The sequence below is a fragment of the Oryzicola mucosus genome (assembly GCF_014534685.1).
Lineage (GTDB): Bacteria > Pseudomonadota > Alphaproteobacteria > Rhizobiales > Rhizobiaceae > Oryzicola > Oryzicola mucosus.
Genome location: NZ_JACVVX010000005.1, coordinates 1 through 15,463, shown reverse-complemented (window position 1 = coordinate 15,463; position 15,463 = coordinate 1). Strand labels below are relative to the sequence as shown.

At 58.2% G+C, this 15,463-nt stretch carries 17 protein-coding genes, 1 tRNA gene and 2 pseudogenes; 13 read left to right on the top strand and 7 right to left on the bottom strand.

Features of this window, described 5'->3' with window-relative positions:
* Positions 1–29: 29 nt before the first annotated feature.
* From ICI42_RS15910 to ICI42_RS15900, 3 genes are all read right to left on the bottom strand, one after another.
* Positions 30–1,343, bottom strand: coding sequence for a homoserine dehydrogenase (locus ICI42_RS15910; RefSeq protein ID WP_188165590.1), 1,314 nt, complete (start codon positions 1,341–1,343; stop codon positions 30–32).
* 53 nt (positions 1,344–1,396) lie between these two features.
* Positions 1,397–2,614 carry an LL-diaminopimelate aminotransferase gene (locus ICI42_RS15905; protein WP_188165589.1) on the bottom strand — a complete coding sequence of 406 codons (1,218 nt, stop codon included), beginning with the start codon at positions 2,612–2,614 and terminating at the stop codon, positions 1,397–1,399.
* Positions 2,615–2,677: 63 nt separating this feature from the next.
* A complete protein-coding gene (locus ICI42_RS15900; protein WP_230980404.1) occupies positions 2,678–3,007 on the bottom strand; it encodes a hypothetical protein in 330 nt (109 codons plus the stop codon).
* A gap of 158 nt (positions 3,008–3,165) precedes the next feature.
* Between ICI42_RS15900 and phaC the strand changes: the two genes are divergently transcribed.
* The 3 genes from phaC (at position 3,166) to ICI42_RS15885 (ending at position 6,635) form a co-directional block, all read left to right on the top strand.
* Entirely contained in the window at positions 3,166–4,995 is a 1,830-nt protein-coding gene (gene phaC / locus ICI42_RS15895; protein WP_188165587.1) for a class I poly(R)-hydroxyalkanoic acid synthase, read from the top strand.
* A gap of 208 nt (positions 4,996–5,203) precedes the next feature.
* Positions 5,204–6,481, top strand: coding sequence for a D-Ala-D-Ala carboxypeptidase family metallohydrolase (locus ICI42_RS15890; protein ID WP_188165586.1), 1,278 nt, complete (start codon positions 5,204–5,206; stop codon positions 6,479–6,481).
* Between the two features lie 79 nt (positions 6,482–6,560).
* Positions 6,561–6,635: transfer RNA gene (locus ICI42_RS15885), tRNA-Glu, on the top strand.
* Between the two features lie 355 nt (positions 6,636–6,990).
* Here ICI42_RS15885 and ICI42_RS15880 read toward each other — a convergent pair.
* Both ICI42_RS15880 and ICI42_RS15875 read right to left on the bottom strand, forming a co-directional pair.
* Positions 6,991–7,467 carry a hypothetical protein gene (locus ICI42_RS15880; protein WP_188165585.1) on the bottom strand — a complete coding sequence of 159 codons (477 nt, stop codon included), beginning with the start codon at positions 7,465–7,467 and terminating at the stop codon, positions 6,991–6,993.
* Positions 7,464–8,111, bottom strand: coding sequence for a hypothetical protein (locus ICI42_RS15875; RefSeq protein WP_188165584.1), 648 nt, complete (start codon positions 8,109–8,111; stop codon positions 7,464–7,466). The genes ICI42_RS15880 and ICI42_RS15875 overlap by 4 nt, the downstream gene beginning before the upstream one ends.
* Before the next feature lie 427 nt (positions 8,112–8,538).
* Between ICI42_RS15875 and ICI42_RS15870 the strand changes: the two genes are divergently transcribed.
* From ICI42_RS15870 to ICI42_RS15860, 3 genes and pseudogenes are all read left to right on the top strand, one after another.
* Positions 8,539–8,895 (top strand): hypothetical protein, encoded by a 357-nt coding sequence (locus ICI42_RS15870; protein ID WP_188165583.1) that lies wholly within the window; start codon positions 8,539–8,541, stop codon positions 8,893–8,895.
* Positions 8,896–9,030: 135 nt separating this feature from the next.
* Positions 9,031–9,290 (top strand): annotated as a pseudogene (locus ICI42_RS15865) (helix-turn-helix transcriptional regulator).
* Positions 9,291–9,487: 197 nt separating this feature from the next.
* On the top strand, positions 9,488–9,820 hold the full coding sequence (locus ICI42_RS15860) for a hypothetical protein (RefSeq protein ID WP_188165582.1): 333 nt from the start codon (positions 9,488–9,490) through the stop codon (positions 9,818–9,820).
* A 324-nt stretch (positions 9,821–10,144) separates the two neighbouring features.
* On the opposite strand, the gene ICI42_RS15855 is transcribed toward ICI42_RS15860, so the two are convergent.
* A complete protein-coding gene (locus ICI42_RS15855) occupies positions 10,145–11,932 on the bottom strand; it encodes a right-handed parallel beta-helix repeat-containing protein (protein ID WP_188165581.1) in 1,788 nt (595 codons plus the stop codon).
* A gap of 262 nt (positions 11,933–12,194) precedes the next feature.
* On the opposite strand from ICI42_RS15855, the gene ICI42_RS15850 reads away from it, so the two are divergent.
* From ICI42_RS15850 to ICI42_RS15835, 4 genes are all read left to right on the top strand, one after another.
* Positions 12,195–12,506 carry a hypothetical protein gene (locus ICI42_RS15850; RefSeq protein WP_188165580.1) on the top strand — a complete coding sequence of 104 codons (312 nt, stop codon included), beginning with the start codon at positions 12,195–12,197 and terminating at the stop codon, positions 12,504–12,506.
* A gap of 231 nt (positions 12,507–12,737) precedes the next feature.
* Positions 12,738–13,331 carry an SANT/Myb-like DNA-binding domain-containing protein gene (locus ICI42_RS15845; protein WP_188165934.1) on the top strand — a complete coding sequence of 198 codons (594 nt, stop codon included), beginning with the start codon at positions 12,738–12,740 and terminating at the stop codon, positions 13,329–13,331.
* Positions 13,328–13,531, top strand: a complete 204-nt coding sequence (locus ICI42_RS15840; protein WP_188165579.1) for a hypothetical protein — start codon at positions 13,328–13,330, stop codon at positions 13,529–13,531. Before ICI42_RS15845 ends, ICI42_RS15840 begins: the two co-directional genes overlap by 4 nt.
* 148 nt (positions 13,532–13,679) lie before the next feature.
* On the top strand, positions 13,680–13,937 hold the full coding sequence (locus tag ICI42_RS15835) for a DUF982 domain-containing protein (protein ID WP_188165578.1): 258 nt from the start codon (positions 13,680–13,682) through the stop codon (positions 13,935–13,937).
* Here ICI42_RS15835 and ICI42_RS15830 read toward each other — a convergent pair.
* Positions 13,918–14,232 (bottom strand): hypothetical protein, encoded by a 315-nt coding sequence (locus ICI42_RS15830; protein WP_188165577.1) that lies wholly within the window; start codon positions 14,230–14,232, stop codon positions 13,918–13,920. The genes ICI42_RS15835 and ICI42_RS15830 overlap by 20 nt on opposite strands.
* A gap of 283 nt (positions 14,233–14,515) precedes the next feature.
* On the opposite strand from ICI42_RS15830, the gene ICI42_RS15825 reads away from it, so the two are divergent.
* From ICI42_RS15825 to ICI42_RS15815, 3 genes and pseudogenes are all read left to right on the top strand, one after another.
* A complete protein-coding gene (locus ICI42_RS15825; protein WP_188165576.1) occupies positions 14,516–14,833 on the top strand; it encodes a hypothetical protein in 318 nt (105 codons plus the stop codon).
* Complete coding sequence (locus ICI42_RS15820) at positions 14,830–15,003, top strand: hypothetical protein (protein WP_188165575.1); 174 nt, start codon at positions 14,830–14,832, stop codon at positions 15,001–15,003. Before ICI42_RS15825 ends, ICI42_RS15820 begins: the two co-directional genes overlap by 4 nt.
* A gap of 12 nt (positions 15,004–15,015) precedes the next feature.
* A pseudogene (locus tag ICI42_RS15815) lies at positions 15,016–15,463 on the top strand (SOS response-associated peptidase); the annotation flags it as partial.

Genomic DNA, 15,463 nt, shown 5'->3' with positions numbered 1-15,463 from the left:
CGATTAAAAGGCGCAGCCGAGGCGCGATGCTATTCCGCGCGCTCGATCCGGATCACCTGGGGCTTGTCGACCAAGTGCCCATCCTTGGTGACGCCGTCGACGGCCTTGCGCACAGCGGACTCCGTCGTCTCATGTGTCACGAGGATGACCGTCTTCTGGCTGGCATCATTGGAGGCGTCTGCGCGTTGGACGATGGATTCCAGCGAAATGTCGTTATCCGCCATGCGCCGCGCAATGGCTGCGAAGGCGCCTATACGGTCATGGACGGTCAGACGGATGAAATATCCGCCGGCGTGAGACCGTATCTGTGCCTTCTTGTAAGGGCGCAATTCCTTGGCCGGCCGCCCGAAGACCGGACCGTGCTGGAAGCCAGGGCGGCTCTTGGCAATGTCGGCGATGTCGCCGACAACAGCGGAGGCCGTTGCATTGCCGCCCGCCCCGGGACCCGACAACAGCAACTCGCCGAGAATATCGGTCTCGATGGCCACAGCATTGGTCACGCCATGGACCTGCGCAATGACCGAGGCAGTCGGAACCATGGTCGGATGAACACGCTGTTCGATGCCGCTATCGGTGCGCTGGGCGACGCCGAGCAGCTTGATCCGGTAGCCCAGTTCCTCGGCGGCGCGGATATCCGCCTGCGAAATGTTGCTGATGCCTTCCATATAGATGTCGCCGGCGGCGATTTTCGTGCCGAATGCCAGGCTGGTCAGGATCGCAAGCTTGTGAGCGGTGTCGTGACCCTCGATGTCGAAGGTTGGATCCGCTTCGGCATAGCCGAGCCGCTGCGCATCCTTGAGGCATTCTTCGAAGGAAATACCCTCTGCTTCCATGCGGGTCAGGATGTAGTTGCAGGTGCCGTTGAGGATGCCGAAGACGCGCGTAACAGTGTTGCCGGCGAGCGATTCCCGCAGCGTCTTGATGACGGGAATGCCACCCGCCACGGCCGCTTCATAGTTCAGCAGCACGCCTTTCTTCTCGGCGATTTCGGCAAGCGCCAAGCCGTGCTTGGCAAGCAGCGCCTTATTGGCGGTGACGACATGGCGGCCGGCTTCCAATGCTGCACGCACGCACGCACGCGCTGCACCCTCGTCTCCGCCTATCAGTTCGACGAAAATGTCGATGTCGGCGTTCTGGGCAAGGGCGACCGGATCGTCGAACCACTCGACGCCCGAAACATCGACGCCTCGATCACGGCTGCGATCGCGCGCGGAGACTGCTGTGATGACGATCTCGCGGCCGCATTGGCGGGTGAGTTCCTCCGATTTGCTCTTAAGAACGCGCGCAACGGATGCGCCCACAGTGCCGAGACCGGCGATTCCAACACGCAATGCTTCGGCCATATGGGTGCCGTCCCCTCTGTTTTCAGTATTCGGAAATCGTGCTGCGGCGCTACCTAGCGGGTCACCTTCAGCGGCACGACATTGTTGGGCTGCACCGATGCAGTCTGCAGGAACCGCTTGATGTTGCGCGCGGCCTGCCGGATGCGGTGTTCGTTCTCTACGAAGGCGAGGCGAATGAAATCGTCGCCGTGCTCGCCGAAACCGATGCCCGGTGCGACGGCGACGTCCGCATGCTCGATCAGCAATTTGGAGAATTCCAGCGAACCAAGATGGCGGAAAGCCTCTGGAATCGGCGCCCAAGCAAACATCGATGCGGCGGGCGGTGGGATATCCCATCCGGCGCGACCGAAGGAATCGACCATGATGTCACGGCGCTTATGATAAACCTCGCGAACCTCGGCGATGTCCGAGCCGTCGCCATTGAGCGCCGCAGTCGCAGCGACCTGGATGGGTGTGAACGCGCCATAGTCGAGATAGGATTTGACGCGTGTGAGCGCCGAAATAAGCCTTTCGTTGCCGACCGCGAAGCCCATGCGCCAACCGGGCATGGAGAAGGTCTTGGACATCGAGGTGAATTCGACGGTGACGTCGATGGCGCCAGGCACTTCCAGGACGGAAGGCGGCGGATTGCCGTCGAAATAAATTTCCGAATAGGCAAGATCCGACAAGATGATGAGGTCGTTCTTCTTGGCGAAGGCGACGACGTCCTTGTAGAAATCGAGCGATGCGACCAGAGCGGTCGGGTTCGATGGATAGTTCAGGATCAGCGCCAGCGGCTTGGGGATCGAGTGGCGAAAGCCGCGTTCAAGCGCTGGAATGAACTGGTCGTTCGGCTCGACTTGCAAAGAGCGGATGACGCCTCCCGACATGATGAAGCCGAAAGCATGGATCGGATAAGTCGGGTTCGGGCACAGAATCACATCGCCGGGCGCGGTTATCGCCTGCGCCATGTTGGCGAAACCCTCCTTGGAACCAAGTGTCGCCACGACCTGGGTGTCCGGGTTGAGCTTCACGCCGAAGCGACGTGCATAATAGTTCGCCTGGGCGCGACGCAGCCCTGGAATGCCACGCGACGACGAATAACGATGCGTGCGCGGGTCGCGAACCACTTCACACAGTTTGTCGACGATGGCCTTGGGCGTCGGCAGATCCGGGTTGCCCATGCCGAGGTCGATGATATCGGCGCCCCGCGACCGGGCAGAGGCCTTGAGCCGGTTCACCTGCTCGAAGACATAGGGCGGAAGACGTCGGACTTTATGAAATTCTTCCATGGTCGGTTCCACGCAGTCGAAAGGCATTGGAATTGGGCGGCGCTTTGCTGGCGCGATATATACTTATTCACATGCCGGGTCGATAGCCTTGCACCGGCCCTCGATGACGTTCAGCGTGTTCTTGGCGTGGTTCTTGGCCAGCGCCTTCAGCTGGGCCTCGCTTGCTTCCGGCTTGACCTGCTGCGACGCCTGCGACTCCTGGCGGGACCTGAGTTCAGCGAACTTGGCCGTTTTTTCCGCTTCGGTGAACGGTGCCGCGGCGGAACGCGGGGGAATGTTCATATTCGGATAGGTGCCGGTATCGACAGGACCGTCCAGCGCGTTCTGCGCGGTGACGCCATCCTGCATCTGCGTGGACCCGCATCCCGTAAGCGCGAGAGCGGCAACAAGCAATAATGCACTCGAGGCGACGCGAATTGCAGAAAGTGCGGGTAAAGCGGTTCGGTATGTCATAATAATTCCTTGACGGTCACTGTAGACCGCATTGGACCGGTAGGACGTCCCACGATAATATGTCAAGAAAAGGCCGCCTGGGAGGCTCTGCGCGAAACATGACTAAGAATTCTGATTCGAGCAAACCCTCCGACGATTCCGCCTCTCCTATCGAGCAATATCTCGTCAAGGATCCCGAGCGCTTTGCGCTGAACATGGCGCGCATGATGGAACAGGCCGGCAAAGCGGCCGCAGCTTGGGCAGAACCGCGTGAAAAGGGCGAGGTGCGCGACAGCGTTTCCGAACCGGTGACCGACATGGTCCGGACTTTTTCGAAGCTTACAGAATATTGGCTCTCAGAGCCCTCGCGCGCTCTGGAGGCGCAGACCCGGCTGTTTTCAGGCTATATGGATGTCTGGAGCAATGCCATCCAGCGCGTGAACTCGGCGGAGCCGATAGAGGACGTCGCCAAGCCGGAAAAGGGCGACAAGCGCTTTCAGGATCCTGAATGGGGCCGCAACGCCTTCTTCGACTTCGTCAAGCAGGCCTATCTGGTAACCAGTCGCTGGGCGAACGATCTCGTCGAGCACGCCGATCTCGACGAAAGCACCAAGCACAAGGCCGGCTTCTATATGAAGCAGCTTTCCAACGCGATCTCGCCGTCAAATTTCCTTTTGACCAATCCCGAGCTGTTTCGTGAAACGGTCTCGTCTAACGGCGAGAACCTGGTGCGCGGCATGAAAATGCTGGCCGAGGACATCGTCGCCGGAAAGGGCGATCTCAAGCTGCGGCAGGCCGACTACTCGCCCTTCGAGATCGGCCGGAACATCGCTCTGTCGCCAGGCAAGGTGGTCGGGCGCAGCGATGTCGCCGAAATCATCCAGTACGATCCCACGACTGAGACGGTGCTAAAACGGCCGTTGCTGATCTGCCCGCCGTGGATCAACAAATTCTACATCCTCGATCTTAACCCGCAGAAGTCCTTCATCCGCTGGGCCGTAGAACAGGGACATACTGTGTTCGTCATTTCATGGGTCAATCCGGACAGCCGCCACGGCGGCAAGGATTGGGAAGCGTATATACGCGAAGGCTTGCAATATGGCCTCGACACCATCGAGAGAACGACGGGCGAAAACGAGGTCAATGCGATTGGCTATTGTGTCGGCGGCACGCTACTTGCCGCGGCTCTGGCCCTGATGGCGCAGGAGGGCGACAACCGCATCCGCTCGGCAACCTTCTTCACCACTCAGGTCGATTTCTCCTATGCGGGCGACCTTAAGATTTTCGTCGATGCCGACCAGGTCAGCGCGCTCGAAGCAGCGATGAAGCAGAAGGGTTATCTCGACGGCACCAAGATGGCGACCGCCTTCAACATGCTGCGCTCCGGCGACCTGATCTGGCCTTATGTCGTTAACAACTACATGCGCGGCAAGGACCCGCTGCCGTTCGACCTGCTCTACTGGAATGCCGATTCCACGCGCATGGCGGCCGCGAACCACTCCTTCTATCTGCGCAATTGCTATCTTGAGAACAACCTGTCCGCGGGACGGATGGAACTGGCCGGGAAAACCGTGTCGCTGTCGGATGTGACGATACCGGTCTACAATCTTTCGGCGCGGGAAGATCACATCGCACCGGCAAAGTCGGTCTTTTATGGGTGCCAGTACTTTGGCGGCGACGTCGAGTTCGTGATGTCGGGGTCGGGTCACATAGCTGGTGTCGTGAACCCGCCGGCCTCCAAGAAGTATCAATTCTGGACCGACGGCAAACCGATCGGAGATTTCGAGCAGTGGGTCGCAAAAGCTGATGAAACCACGGGCTCCTGGTGGCCCCATTGGCAAAGCTGGATAGAAGCCAAAGATAACAGCCGCGTCGACGCGCGCAGCCCCGGCGCGAAAGAAGCAACGCTTGGCGATGCGCCCGGCACCTACGTCAAGGTTAGAGTGTAACGCGCTGTAATGTGCGGTGAGTTGACGACGCCTAAAAAGCGGGCGAAATGGGTGCCTCGATCTTAAGCACTCTCATTTCTTAGTTCCCTTGTTCCTGAAGGGTTTTGCTTACTGGATCGGAATTGAGCTCCGGAGAGAGCGTGATTCAGCGGTGGTCTCGACGCCGCAAGGGAGCCGGATACGTACCGGCTGGGACGCCGAGAAGGGGATGGTTTTGCAGGCACACGAATTGCTACTCGGCAAGGGAGAGCGACGCGCGATAGCCGCGGCTCTCATGAGTGTGCTCCTGGCATCCTGTACGTCCACCACCGATCCCGACCTTCAGGCTGGCATGCCGGGTTTCAATGCCGCGGTTGCACCGACTGTGGAAGCCGGTGCTTCAAGTTCCGCGACGCTTGCAGGCAGCGCCATTCCCGCCCAGGGCTATCAGCTGGCGATGAGCAAGGAAGGCGACACCGCCCTGCCCGACCAGATGGCTTATGTGCCCGCCACCAACCCCGCAACGCAGCCGGGCGAAAAGGCTGCGGAAGCGGTCACGGCGGAAGAACAGAAGCCGGAAGAGCCGGCGCCCGTGCAACAAGCCGAAACGCAAAGCACAACACCAGTGCAAACTACCGAAACGACCGCTGAAGCAAAGCCTGAGAAGCAGACAGCGACAGCCGCTGCAGCCACGGCGGATTCCGTGCCACAGCAGCAAGGCTCAGGGCAGATTCTGACGAACGGCACCTTACAAGAGCCGCCGAAGAAAAAAGGCTTCTTCGCCTCCCTCTTCCGCTCAACGCCTGCGTCAGCGAAAGCACCTGAAAAACCGAATCCTATCGTGGCCGAAGCAGCCGCGAAACCTGAACAAATCCTGAAAAATACGCCAAAGCCTGTGACAGCAGAGGCCGAAGAGGCCAAGCCGGTCGTGACGCTCGCTTCGACGAGAACCGACAAAGGCAAGGCGCTTGCCATGGCTTCGCTGTCATCGCCCGGATCCGGCGCGATGGATACCTTGCCCGGCGTACGGCAGTCGGCTTTGTTCGAGATCAAGCGCCGTTCCGGCCTCGATGACGACAGCGATGTCGATCTGCACGAAGATGAAGACGACGGCTCCTTCCAGGTCGCATCCGCCGCCGGATTTGCCCGGCTCGCGCCCAATGGGCTCATCAAGCAGACCGAAAGCGTCGACGTGGCCTGCCTCAAGCCGTCGCTGGTCAGGGTTCTGAAGGCAGCAGAACAACGCTATGGCAAGAAGGTCGTTATCACGTCCGGCTATCGCAATCCGGATCGGAATCGTCGAGCCCGCGGCGCCAAGAACTCGCTTCACATGTATTGCGCAGCCGCGGATGTTCAGATCCCCGGTGTTAGCAAGCTGGAACTGGCGAATTACTTCCGCGCCATGCCTGGCCGTGGCGGCGTGGGCACCTATTGCCACACGAATTCGGTTCATATCGACGTCGGGCCTGAACGCGACTGGAACTGGCGCTGCCGTCGCAAAAGATAAAGCGAAAAAAGTTTCCACAGGCAGCAAAAGACGGGTTGCCCGAGTCAAAGAAGCTTACTATAACCCGCCTCACCTGAGCGCGCCCATCGTCTAGCGGTTAGGACACCGCCCTTTCACGGCGGTAACAGGGGTTCGATTCCCCTTGGGCGTACCAGGTTTTTCAAGCACTTAGCTGCATCCTTCCTGAACTTGTCAAATATCCATCAAATATCGGTTCGGAATACCCCGGCCACGATTGCAGCCGGGGTTGATCGTGTCAGCCCGCTATGAGGCGGTGAACCAGAAGCCCGAGCGCAGGACTCAAGGTCGGGAACATGTTGAGATAGGTCATTCGCCCGCTCGTCTTACGACCATGATAAGATGGGCGTCATGATCGACTAGGAGTCGCCACTTGCCGCCGTGCGCTTGCGTCATGAGACGAGCGAGTTTTTCGGCGGTCTCTTGGACATCCTGCAGAAGCTTTGTGCCATCGAACGCAGATGGTTGAAGGCACTCGGGAAGATGTCGGATCATGACGGCTCGCCGCCCTTTGGTGTCCGGCCTTTCGCCCTGACCGGATGCGCCAGGCAAAAGGCCTCGTCTCTCGCAATCGCAGCTTCGACATCCGCCTTCTTGTCGGGGTATCCGATCTGCCCAACCCTGCGCTTCTTCCACTCGATGCAAACTTTGTCGCCTACGAGCGTCATGAGGCAGTCGTAAAGCGCTGCGTGATAATGCTTCTCCAAGATGGACCGCCTTGGGAAATGCACCAGAAGAGGCTCGAACTGCTGGGCCTCTTCGGGATACCAGTCCCAAGCAACCGTACAATCGAATGCAGCCCTTAGGCTCTCGTAGTAATCAACCCGCCTCCGCATACAGATGAATTTATTGTAGGTGGCTCGCCTCAACTCACTATTGTGCGCCGTGTCCAGCATCACCGCATCAGGAAGCGGCTCCAGCACGGCATGGAGGAAGGCGTCGAACCTATGTCGGTCAATCGTGCTCATCGGCCAGCCCTCCCACCGGGCATCAGGCCGTGGGCGGCCAGATAGTGCGCCCGGTGATCTAGCTCGGGGATTAGATCGGCATAGACGATGGTGCGGAACTGCTTGCCGTCCGGCATGATATGCAGGCGTTCGGCGCGCGGGTCTCCGAGCATGTCGCGCTTGGTGAGCTTGATCCGCACGAGTTCCTTCTTGTAGGCTTTATAGCCCTCCCCGGTGAAGATCAGCGCCGAATTGTCGTCTTCGGCGCTGTCGGCGCGGCCTTCCAATATCTGCACGTTGGGGTCATCGTTGCCCCGGCCTTGGCTGCACTGTTCATCCCAGCCTAGGAACGGCTCCCTGTCGGGCTCCTCGTCGTGGCCTTCGTCTTGGATGTCGCCGCCGTCCTCGTTGACCTCTTCCCGGTCGTCCTGCGCGCCTTCATCTTCGCAGACCTCCTCGCGGTCGTCGCCGTAGGAACCGGCCAGATACGGCTCCAGGTCCGGGTCGGGGTCCATGTCGTCAAGCATGTTGATAAGCCGCTCGATAGTAGTTTCGAGCGCCAGCCGGTGGCTTTCCTTGATGGTGATGAAGATGAAGCCGCCTTCGCTATCGAAGGTCGGTATGAAATCGGGCACTTGCATGCCCTCGGGATTATGGATGTTCATTTTCAGTCTCGCGGTTCGAAACCGACTTGCTACGGTCGGTGGCGCGTCGTCTTGCTACGGACGCCCGCGCCAATGCTGGTGGCAGACCAGCAGCCGGGGGTTAGCAACCTGCCGCGAGACAGGCCGAACGATTTTAAGGGTTACCCCTCTGGACATAGCGTTCGCCCCCGGCCATATTAGCCAGGTTGGAACGCCCGCCAAGGCGTATCCTATGCGCATCGAAGCCCGCCAAGGCTCCTAGCGCCTCAGCAAGCCTTTCGACGCCAATCGAACGGTCTGCCTATCGCGGTCCGGGTTGCTAAGCCCACGGACAACATCACCTTATTTGATCGAACCGTCAAGCATTCCCCTCCCGGGGAAGTCGCTTGCGCGCACGTGGGGTTTACTGCACGGTTCGCTGTGAAGAACGGCTTCTAAAGGAACAGCCATGGCTGACCAGGAAAAGGAACGCTTGACGCGACAGGCCGCTATAATTGCCCAGAGCTTAGAGCCGCACGAAGTGAAGGCCCTAAGAATATTGTTCAAGGCATCGATCGGCAGTTTCGAGAAACTAAGCGGCATGCCCGGCATCCGAGAGCCAATGGTCGATAGGCTCGCGGAACTGGGTTTGGCCGAAAAAGGCACCGCCAATACATATACGGGCGCTATCGGTTATCGCACTACAGCACTCGGCACTGCGGTCTTTTCTGCACTCGACAAACGTCCACGTAAGCCGTCCCCGAAGATCAACGCGCTCCCGTCCCGCATCGCCACACTGCCGCCGAGGCTGAAAACTCTAAAATGAAATTCCCCAAGCCGCCTGTCTGAACAGGTAGTCGAAGACGAGCGGCAGCTAAGAAAGTGACCTCAAACACGCCACGGGGACGGATGTCGCAGAAGCGACGGCAGCGTATCCCTTTCTGCTTAATCGAGATCAGACATGTCCCCTGTCCGCGACAGCTTCTCCTATCCGCCGCGCGGGCTTTGCCGGGAAGACGCGGCGCGGTACATCGGGGGGGGACATCGAAGTTCGATGAACTGATTCGTGATGGGAGGATGCCGAAACCTAAACGCATCGACGGCCGGGTCGTCTGGGACAGGTTGAAGCTCGACGCCTCGTTCACCGATCTGCCAGAAGACGGCAAGCGGAATTACTTCGAAGGGATCAGGACGCCGACGAAGTTTCGCAGATCGATCTGAATGCAACCTCCGAACACCACAATGATGATTGCAGCTTATTCGGCTTTCCGGGAATTCCAGGCGTTCGCCTTGGGTGCTTCGTGGCCTGCGTGACTGAACGGAATGGCGAGTGAAGACGGTCTAGCTGTTAGGATAGTTCAACGGCCTTGCGTTGTTCCCCGTAGTGCGCAATTCTAGGTTGGACTTGGGGGGAATTCATGAAACCGTATCTTGCGATGCTGGCCGCTGCGCTGGCCCTTAACGCATGCGCCAAACGACCGGATGCAATCGTGCCGGTAGACATTCCGATGGCCGCTTATGGCAATCTGGACTGCGCAGGCCTGGCTCAGGAACTGATAAAGGAGCGCAACGCGCTCACCAGCCTGTCCAAACAACAGCACGAAGCTGCCACAGGCGATGCGGTCGGTGTATTCTTGGTCGGCGTGCCGATGTCCAGCACGCTCGGCGGCGACAAAGAAGGCCAGGTTGCCGTATCAAAGGGCAAGGTCAACGCCATTGAATCGAGCATCAAAGCCAAGGGCTGCCGATGATCAATGCGCCTGCTTTCTGCCGAAACTTGCGCTTCGTTCGCAAGGATCAGCTATCCAACGCGTTGCCTGCGCTGCTGGAGCATCGGCGCCTCCGTCGCAGTGACTGATACGGCGTTACTAAAGGAGGGCAGCCACCAGCACCCAAACGCCCTTGCATAAAAAGGCTTCTGGTCAATCTAGGAAATCTACTCACCATGAGGCGGCACATCTCTTCGAAGAACTGCACCGGCCACAGCATGTTCAATACGGCATCGGAGAACTCTCGGCCCACGAAAAACGTGGGCCGATTCCTTGGTTACATATCTCAGCTTCTTTGCTCTGTCCTTATGAGGTCGACGTCCTAAGCGTCACGCCCACTCGGGCAACCGTTCCACTTGGGCCGGATGAAAGTACAGTCAGCAGCACGGTTGCCGTGGTCGAGTTGACCGAGATGAGGCGCACAACAGCCTGGAATGTAGTCTCGCTGCCCCAAACGTAAGCATCGCTCCGTATAAGGCTGGGCGTGCTCGCAAGATCATGAGACATGACAACCGTCTGAGATCCGACAGCGTCTACGCTGACCGTGGACGACTGAAACGATCCAACTGACTTGTAGCCGTTGCAGTCGATCATTCGCACGGCACCGGTAATACCAGAGGCCGCATTCGTGTTAGCTCCGAAATTGACACTGTTGGCGAGCCCATTGAGCGTACCAGCGACAACATCGAGGCCATTGCCCCACCCTTCGATAAAACCGCCATAAAAGCGTGCGCCGCTATCGGAGGAGAGATAGATGCCAGAACCAGCGAAGGGTACCGCAGGAGGTCCAGCCCGGCCCCGCCCGATCAGGACATTTCCGACAGCCGTAAGCTCTCTAGGGCCAGCCGAGGGAGAAGCACCATCCGAAGACGCGAACAGACCCGAGGATGTCGAATCGAAGATTTTGTTGTTGCTGACGGTGCAGTAGTCACCCGATATGCGAATGCCACGTTGACCAGAATAAATAACATTCCCATCAATGTTGCATTTGTCCGCATAGCACTTAATGCCCGACATATTCACGCCGTCCACCGCAGGATCGGGGAGATAGATGACGTTGTCTCGGACTATGGAGTCTTTCGCGCCTGTCGGTCCTTGCGAACTAACAGCAGAAAGATAGATAGCACAGCCTCCTCCGTTTGGCTTGAACGTGTTGCCAAAAATCTGCGTCTTCTGCGAGCGAGTGTGGATACCATTCTGATCGTCGAGAGCGCTGCTAAGTCCCCAGCGCTCTATTAGACAATCCCGAATGATAATATTTTGACTAGGGTAGAAGACGCTGTTTACAGTTGACGGGTAATCCTTGATGTCTACTGCATCTCTGTAAGTCTCATGGATCCAACAATTGTCAATTAGCACGTTCATGATCGCGCCATCTTGAAACCCTAGTCCATAGGAGCAGTCTCTAATTTCCACATCTCGGACGGTCAAACCATCGCAACCAATCTTGGTACTACTCCCTCCAACTCGAAGCCCGTGACCGCCGATTCCTGGATTTTGACCCGAACGGTTTCCATCGATACAAAGATCACTGATCTTGGAATTCCTGGTGTCGAAGTGGTTGACTACATGAGCGGTCTCGGACTGCTCAGGCCCAACCTTTATAATGGTCGCGTCCTTCCCCACTCCCCTGAGCCAGACATGGGACTTCATTCGGATACAGATGCTGCTTGACGAAGAAACCAGAATTACACCCGCTGGCAGAACAACCTGGCCACCAAGCCGGGCCTCGCAATAGTCGATAGCGCGCTGAATGGCCAAGCGGTTGTTATTCCCGAGTGTGATTGTGTAAGCGGCACTGACCTGCACTCCCGTCGATCTAGCATCGATAACGCTGTCGACACGTTGGAACCACGATCCAGTGGCGTCCTGCCACGCAAGTCCGTGAGTGGGCATAGATACAGCCCGATGGTATAGAGCCGGGCAAATGTCGGAGTTTCCGCTCCAACGTTTCACTTCGACCAGATCAAAGCCGCTGAGATCTACAGATGCGACGCCGTCGAGGCTGTCGAGTTGGTATGTTGCATCGCCGAAGACCCCGACCGGTTTTTCCAGATTTTCGGGATCGTAAATTTCAGTCATCATCGTTGCCATTGTTCAGTCCTTCCATCACGCCGCCTTAGATTATTGCCGCAGGTGGCGGCTCGCCTTATCGACGGGTCCATTAGACGCGAGGTTCGGATGGTGTGGACAAAATGGGGCTTAGATTTTCATAACTTTCTGAATCCCTTGATCGAATATTTTCCTATGCAGTTTTTCTTCCACATCCATTCACGCCGCAGCCGGCGCAACAAGGCGTTGTGAACTAGGAAAAACCCCAGTAGCCGGTGCGCGGAGCATGCGCCATAGTTGCCCGATGAACGATCTCACCGCACTGCTCACCACCGACGCCAAGCGCACCTGGGAACTAGTTTTCGATGACGATTTCCCCACTGCCCCTGGCATCTACATTCAACTCACCGACAAGGCGGCGCCGGACAAGCCCCGGCGTCTCGACCTGAACGAGTTCCTTGCAGGCCCAATAATCGACGAGGCGCACGAACTGGCGATGGCGGTGCTAGTGGCCATGCTGATGAGAGCGATCCAGCAGAGGCAGGCTTTGTTGAGGGCCGAGGCCGGATGGTTGCCCGCGCTGCTGGAGCAACGACGCGGCCGTCGCGGTGACTGATACGCTGTTCGGGCTACAGTCAAAAATTCACTCACCGCACGCGCACTGGCAGCATAGTCTCTCCGGAGATGAATAGGTTACGTCAACAGCTCATGGGTTTATCAACAAGAGTCCACACCTTTTATTCTGAAGAGCGGGGGTAGCGGGGATCGGCCCGTAAGCTTGTTGTTAAGTTTCCCGATCGTTGGTTTCGTCTATTGGCGGAGGGCTCAAGCACCTGAGGAGAACAGGATGTATCTGAGCGAAATCAACTCACATGCGATGTCCGCTGAACGCGGTCGGCGGACCATACGCTATCGCGGCTTGGCGCCAAACGGAGCACGAGTTTGGACCGCGGAAGAAGACCAAATCTGTCGTCAGTTTGGACATGATTACTCACTTCTTCGAAAGCAATTGCCTAATCGCACTTACTGGGCACTTCGATTTAGGTGCCAGCGTCTCGGCCTGAGACCAAAGCGAGAGATGTTCACCGCCGGCGAGCTCTCAAGATTGCGGCGACTTTCGGCCAAAGGTTCTTCTCGCGAAGAACTTCAGCAGGCGTTTCCTACTCGCTCGCTTGAGCAGATTAGCGCCGCCAGAAAATACCATGGTATCGCCATCAGTAGGCGGCCCTATGCCCCAACGGGTTCGAAAATCATCGACCAGATACGCGATAGATGTTTCGCGCTTGGGTACACGATGGGGGACCTAGATATCTTGGCCAAGTCAAAAAGATATTTCAAAGGGGCCGGCTGGATTAACGGCAACTACAATTATGGGGCAATCGGAAGAGCGATTATTGCGCTCGATGGCAGCATTGAAATCTGCTGGCGAGAATATCAATGAACCTCAAGCGAGCAGCAATTGAAGCTGAGATTGAGAGGCTTCTCACCATCTTGGATGGGTTTGACGGTGATCCAGACCTTGAGGAAGAGCCCTTTGAAGAGCAGCACGACCAAGAGGCGGAGGTGTCATGGACAAGCGGCATTGCCCCTGAATGGTTTGTGCTTGCTGAGAATGGCAGAAGGAAAAAGAGACGAAATTGACGTCCCGCAAGGAAAGGCTCGCCGACGCAGCGCTCCATCTCTTGAAGCTTGCGTCGGCTTGGCGTGAAATCATATCTGCCTATGCGTTGGCAACCTCCCCGACGCTCGCGCATTGAATCGCAGTTTTGTTGAGTGCGAGTGTTCGAGTATGGACGATGGATGGTTCGATGATCCGGTCTCGGTGATGATCGAGGGGCCGGGCAAGGTCCGGATGGTCTCGTCAGCAAGGGAGGCTGCGGAGTGCCTGTTATTCCGTTGGCCCAGCTCGGGCTGCAAGAGCCACCTCGCAGCGCGCAAGGCCTGCATGGCCGTTCTGGAAGGCCAGAAGAAGTCAATCGTCGCGCGTCGAGCCTTCGCCAAAGCGGCCGAAGACGAAGGCGTGCTGATCAATCGTCCTGCCAGATAAATTTCCGCACCATCTTGATCTCGACCAGGCGCCGGAACTTCATTTTCACCCGGTCGCCCGGTGGCGGCAGGTCGAACTTGACCGTCATGTAATCCTTGCGGCCACACTGCGTGCAGCGCATGTGCCGCTCCACATCGAAGATTGAGACGTTCCCGAGCAGCTTCAACAGATCGCCTGCCAGGTAGTTTCTGCGCAGATTGCAGAGCCCGCAACTAATGTGGGCCACCTGCCCGATCTCATCCGCTTTGGAGAGCATCTGGACGGGATAGCGACGATATGGGTACTGCTCCGGCATGAGAACGGAATAAGAACAAACGTCTTGCGGAGTCAATCTGACGAGTGCATGATTAGCACATGACAAGACCAGCTTTGCACAGCCACCGTGCCTCACCGGCAGCGGATGACAACCTGTTGCCCGAAGAGCGCCTTGATGCCGCGATTGCGGCTGCCAGGGGCGATCTATGGGCGGCCGCCATGGCTCTGGCGATGGAGCTGGATGAGACCAAAACAGAACTGTTGCTGACGCGGGCCGCCGTCTCACACGGCTTCTCCCGCGGATGGCATCATAGGAGGCGAGGATGAAACTGCTACTTGATGTGAAAGGAGCAACAGAGGAACAGCTTGCCGCCGGCATGGCGGCGGCTGTTGAAGTCTTCAAAGCTGCGGACATGCACCCGCTCACGGCAGCCGAAGGTTTCTCCGCCCTGGAGGCGTGGGATGATGCCGGCTTTCCCGAAGAGGGCGAGGAGCATGCGCTCAGCGATGAGGATTCTGCCGCTGCCGACGTCTGGCTGGCCGCGACCAAGGCCGCGCTGCTCGCCTGCTCGGTTGATGGCTCGGAACCGGAGGGGACGCTGGAACTGCTGACACCCGAAGACGACGAGCCCGACCTATGAGCGACGAACCCAACGCCCTCCCCCACTCGACGCCGGCCGGCTTGTATGAGCACTATTGCGAGCACGACGGCTGCGCGAAGTGGGGCAGCTTCGGTTTCGCCCGCGCCAAAGAGGCGCCGCACTGGTTCTGTTTCGAGCACCGCGACGAGGGCGAACCATTCCGGGCGTGAAGGGAGAGGCGTTTGTGTAATCTGTACAATGTCACGACCACACAGGAGGCTATCCGGCAGCTGTCGAAGACGTTCCGCGACATCGCCGGCAACATCCAGCCTTCACTCGATCTCTACCCCGACCAGATGGGACCGATCGTCCGCAACGCGCCGGATGGGGTCCGCGAGCTTGCGCGCGTTCGCTGGGGGCTTCCCAGCTCCAGCCAAGCTCTGTTCGAGGCGACAAAGAAGCGGGCGGACAAGTTTCGGGCCAAGGGTCGGGACGTAGACGATGCCGCTTTTCAGGAACTGCTGAAGATGGAGCCGGACGGCGGCACGACCAATGTCCGCAACACCGCCTCCCGCCATTGGTCGCGCTGGCTTGGCATCGAAAATCGATGTGTCGTGCCGCTTACCAGCTTTGCCGAGCCCAATCCCAGCGCCAAGGTTGAGGGTGGGCGAACACCGAACGCCTGGTTCG

Coding starts and splice junctions, on each gene's coding strand:
- phaC (WP_188165587.1), top strand. CDS start 3,166: ATGACTAAGAATTCTGATTCGAGCAAACCCTCCGACGATTCCGCCTCT.
- ICI42_RS15905 (WP_188165589.1), bottom strand. CDS start 2,614: ATGGAAGAATTTCATAAAGTCCGACGTCTTCCGCCCTATGTCTTCGAG.
- ICI42_RS15880 (WP_188165585.1), bottom strand. CDS start 7,467: ATGAGCACGATTGACCGACATAGGTTCGACGCCTTCCTCCATGCCGTG.
- ICI42_RS15860 (WP_188165582.1), top strand. CDS start 9,488: ATGAAACCGTATCTTGCGATGCTGGCCGCTGCGCTGGCCCTTAACGCA.
- ICI42_RS15840 (WP_188165579.1), top strand. CDS start 13,328: ATGAACCTCAAGCGAGCAGCAATTGAAGCTGAGATTGAGAGGCTTCTC.
- ICI42_RS15845 (WP_188165934.1), top strand. CDS start 12,738: ATGTATCTGAGCGAAATCAACTCACATGCGATGTCCGCTGAACGCGGT.
- ICI42_RS15820 (WP_188165575.1), top strand. CDS start 14,830: ATGAGCGACGAACCCAACGCCCTCCCCCACTCGACGCCGGCCGGCTTG.
- ICI42_RS15830 (WP_188165577.1), bottom strand. CDS start 14,232: ATGCCGGAGCAGTACCCATATCGTCGCTATCCCGTCCAGATGCTCTCC.
- ICI42_RS15850 (WP_188165580.1), top strand. CDS start 12,195: ATGAACGATCTCACCGCACTGCTCACCACCGACGCCAAGCGCACCTGG.
- ICI42_RS15870 (WP_188165583.1), top strand. CDS start 8,539: ATGGCTGACCAGGAAAAGGAACGCTTGACGCGACAGGCCGCTATAATT.
- ICI42_RS15835 (WP_188165578.1), top strand. CDS start 13,680: ATGGACGATGGATGGTTCGATGATCCGGTCTCGGTGATGATCGAGGGG.
- ICI42_RS15855 (WP_188165581.1), bottom strand. CDS start 11,932: ATGGCAACGATGATGACTGAAATTTACGATCCCGAAAATCTGGAAAAA.
- ICI42_RS15890 (WP_188165586.1), top strand. CDS start 5,204: ATGGTTTTGCAGGCACACGAATTGCTACTCGGCAAGGGAGAGCGACGC.
- ICI42_RS15825 (WP_188165576.1), top strand. CDS start 14,516: ATGAAACTGCTACTTGATGTGAAAGGAGCAACAGAGGAACAGCTTGCC.
- ICI42_RS15910 (WP_188165590.1), bottom strand. CDS start 1,343: ATGGCCGAAGCATTGCGTGTTGGAATCGCCGGTCTCGGCACTGTGGGC.
- ICI42_RS15875 (WP_188165584.1), bottom strand. CDS start 8,111: ATGAACATCCATAATCCCGAGGGCATGCAAGTGCCCGATTTCATACCG.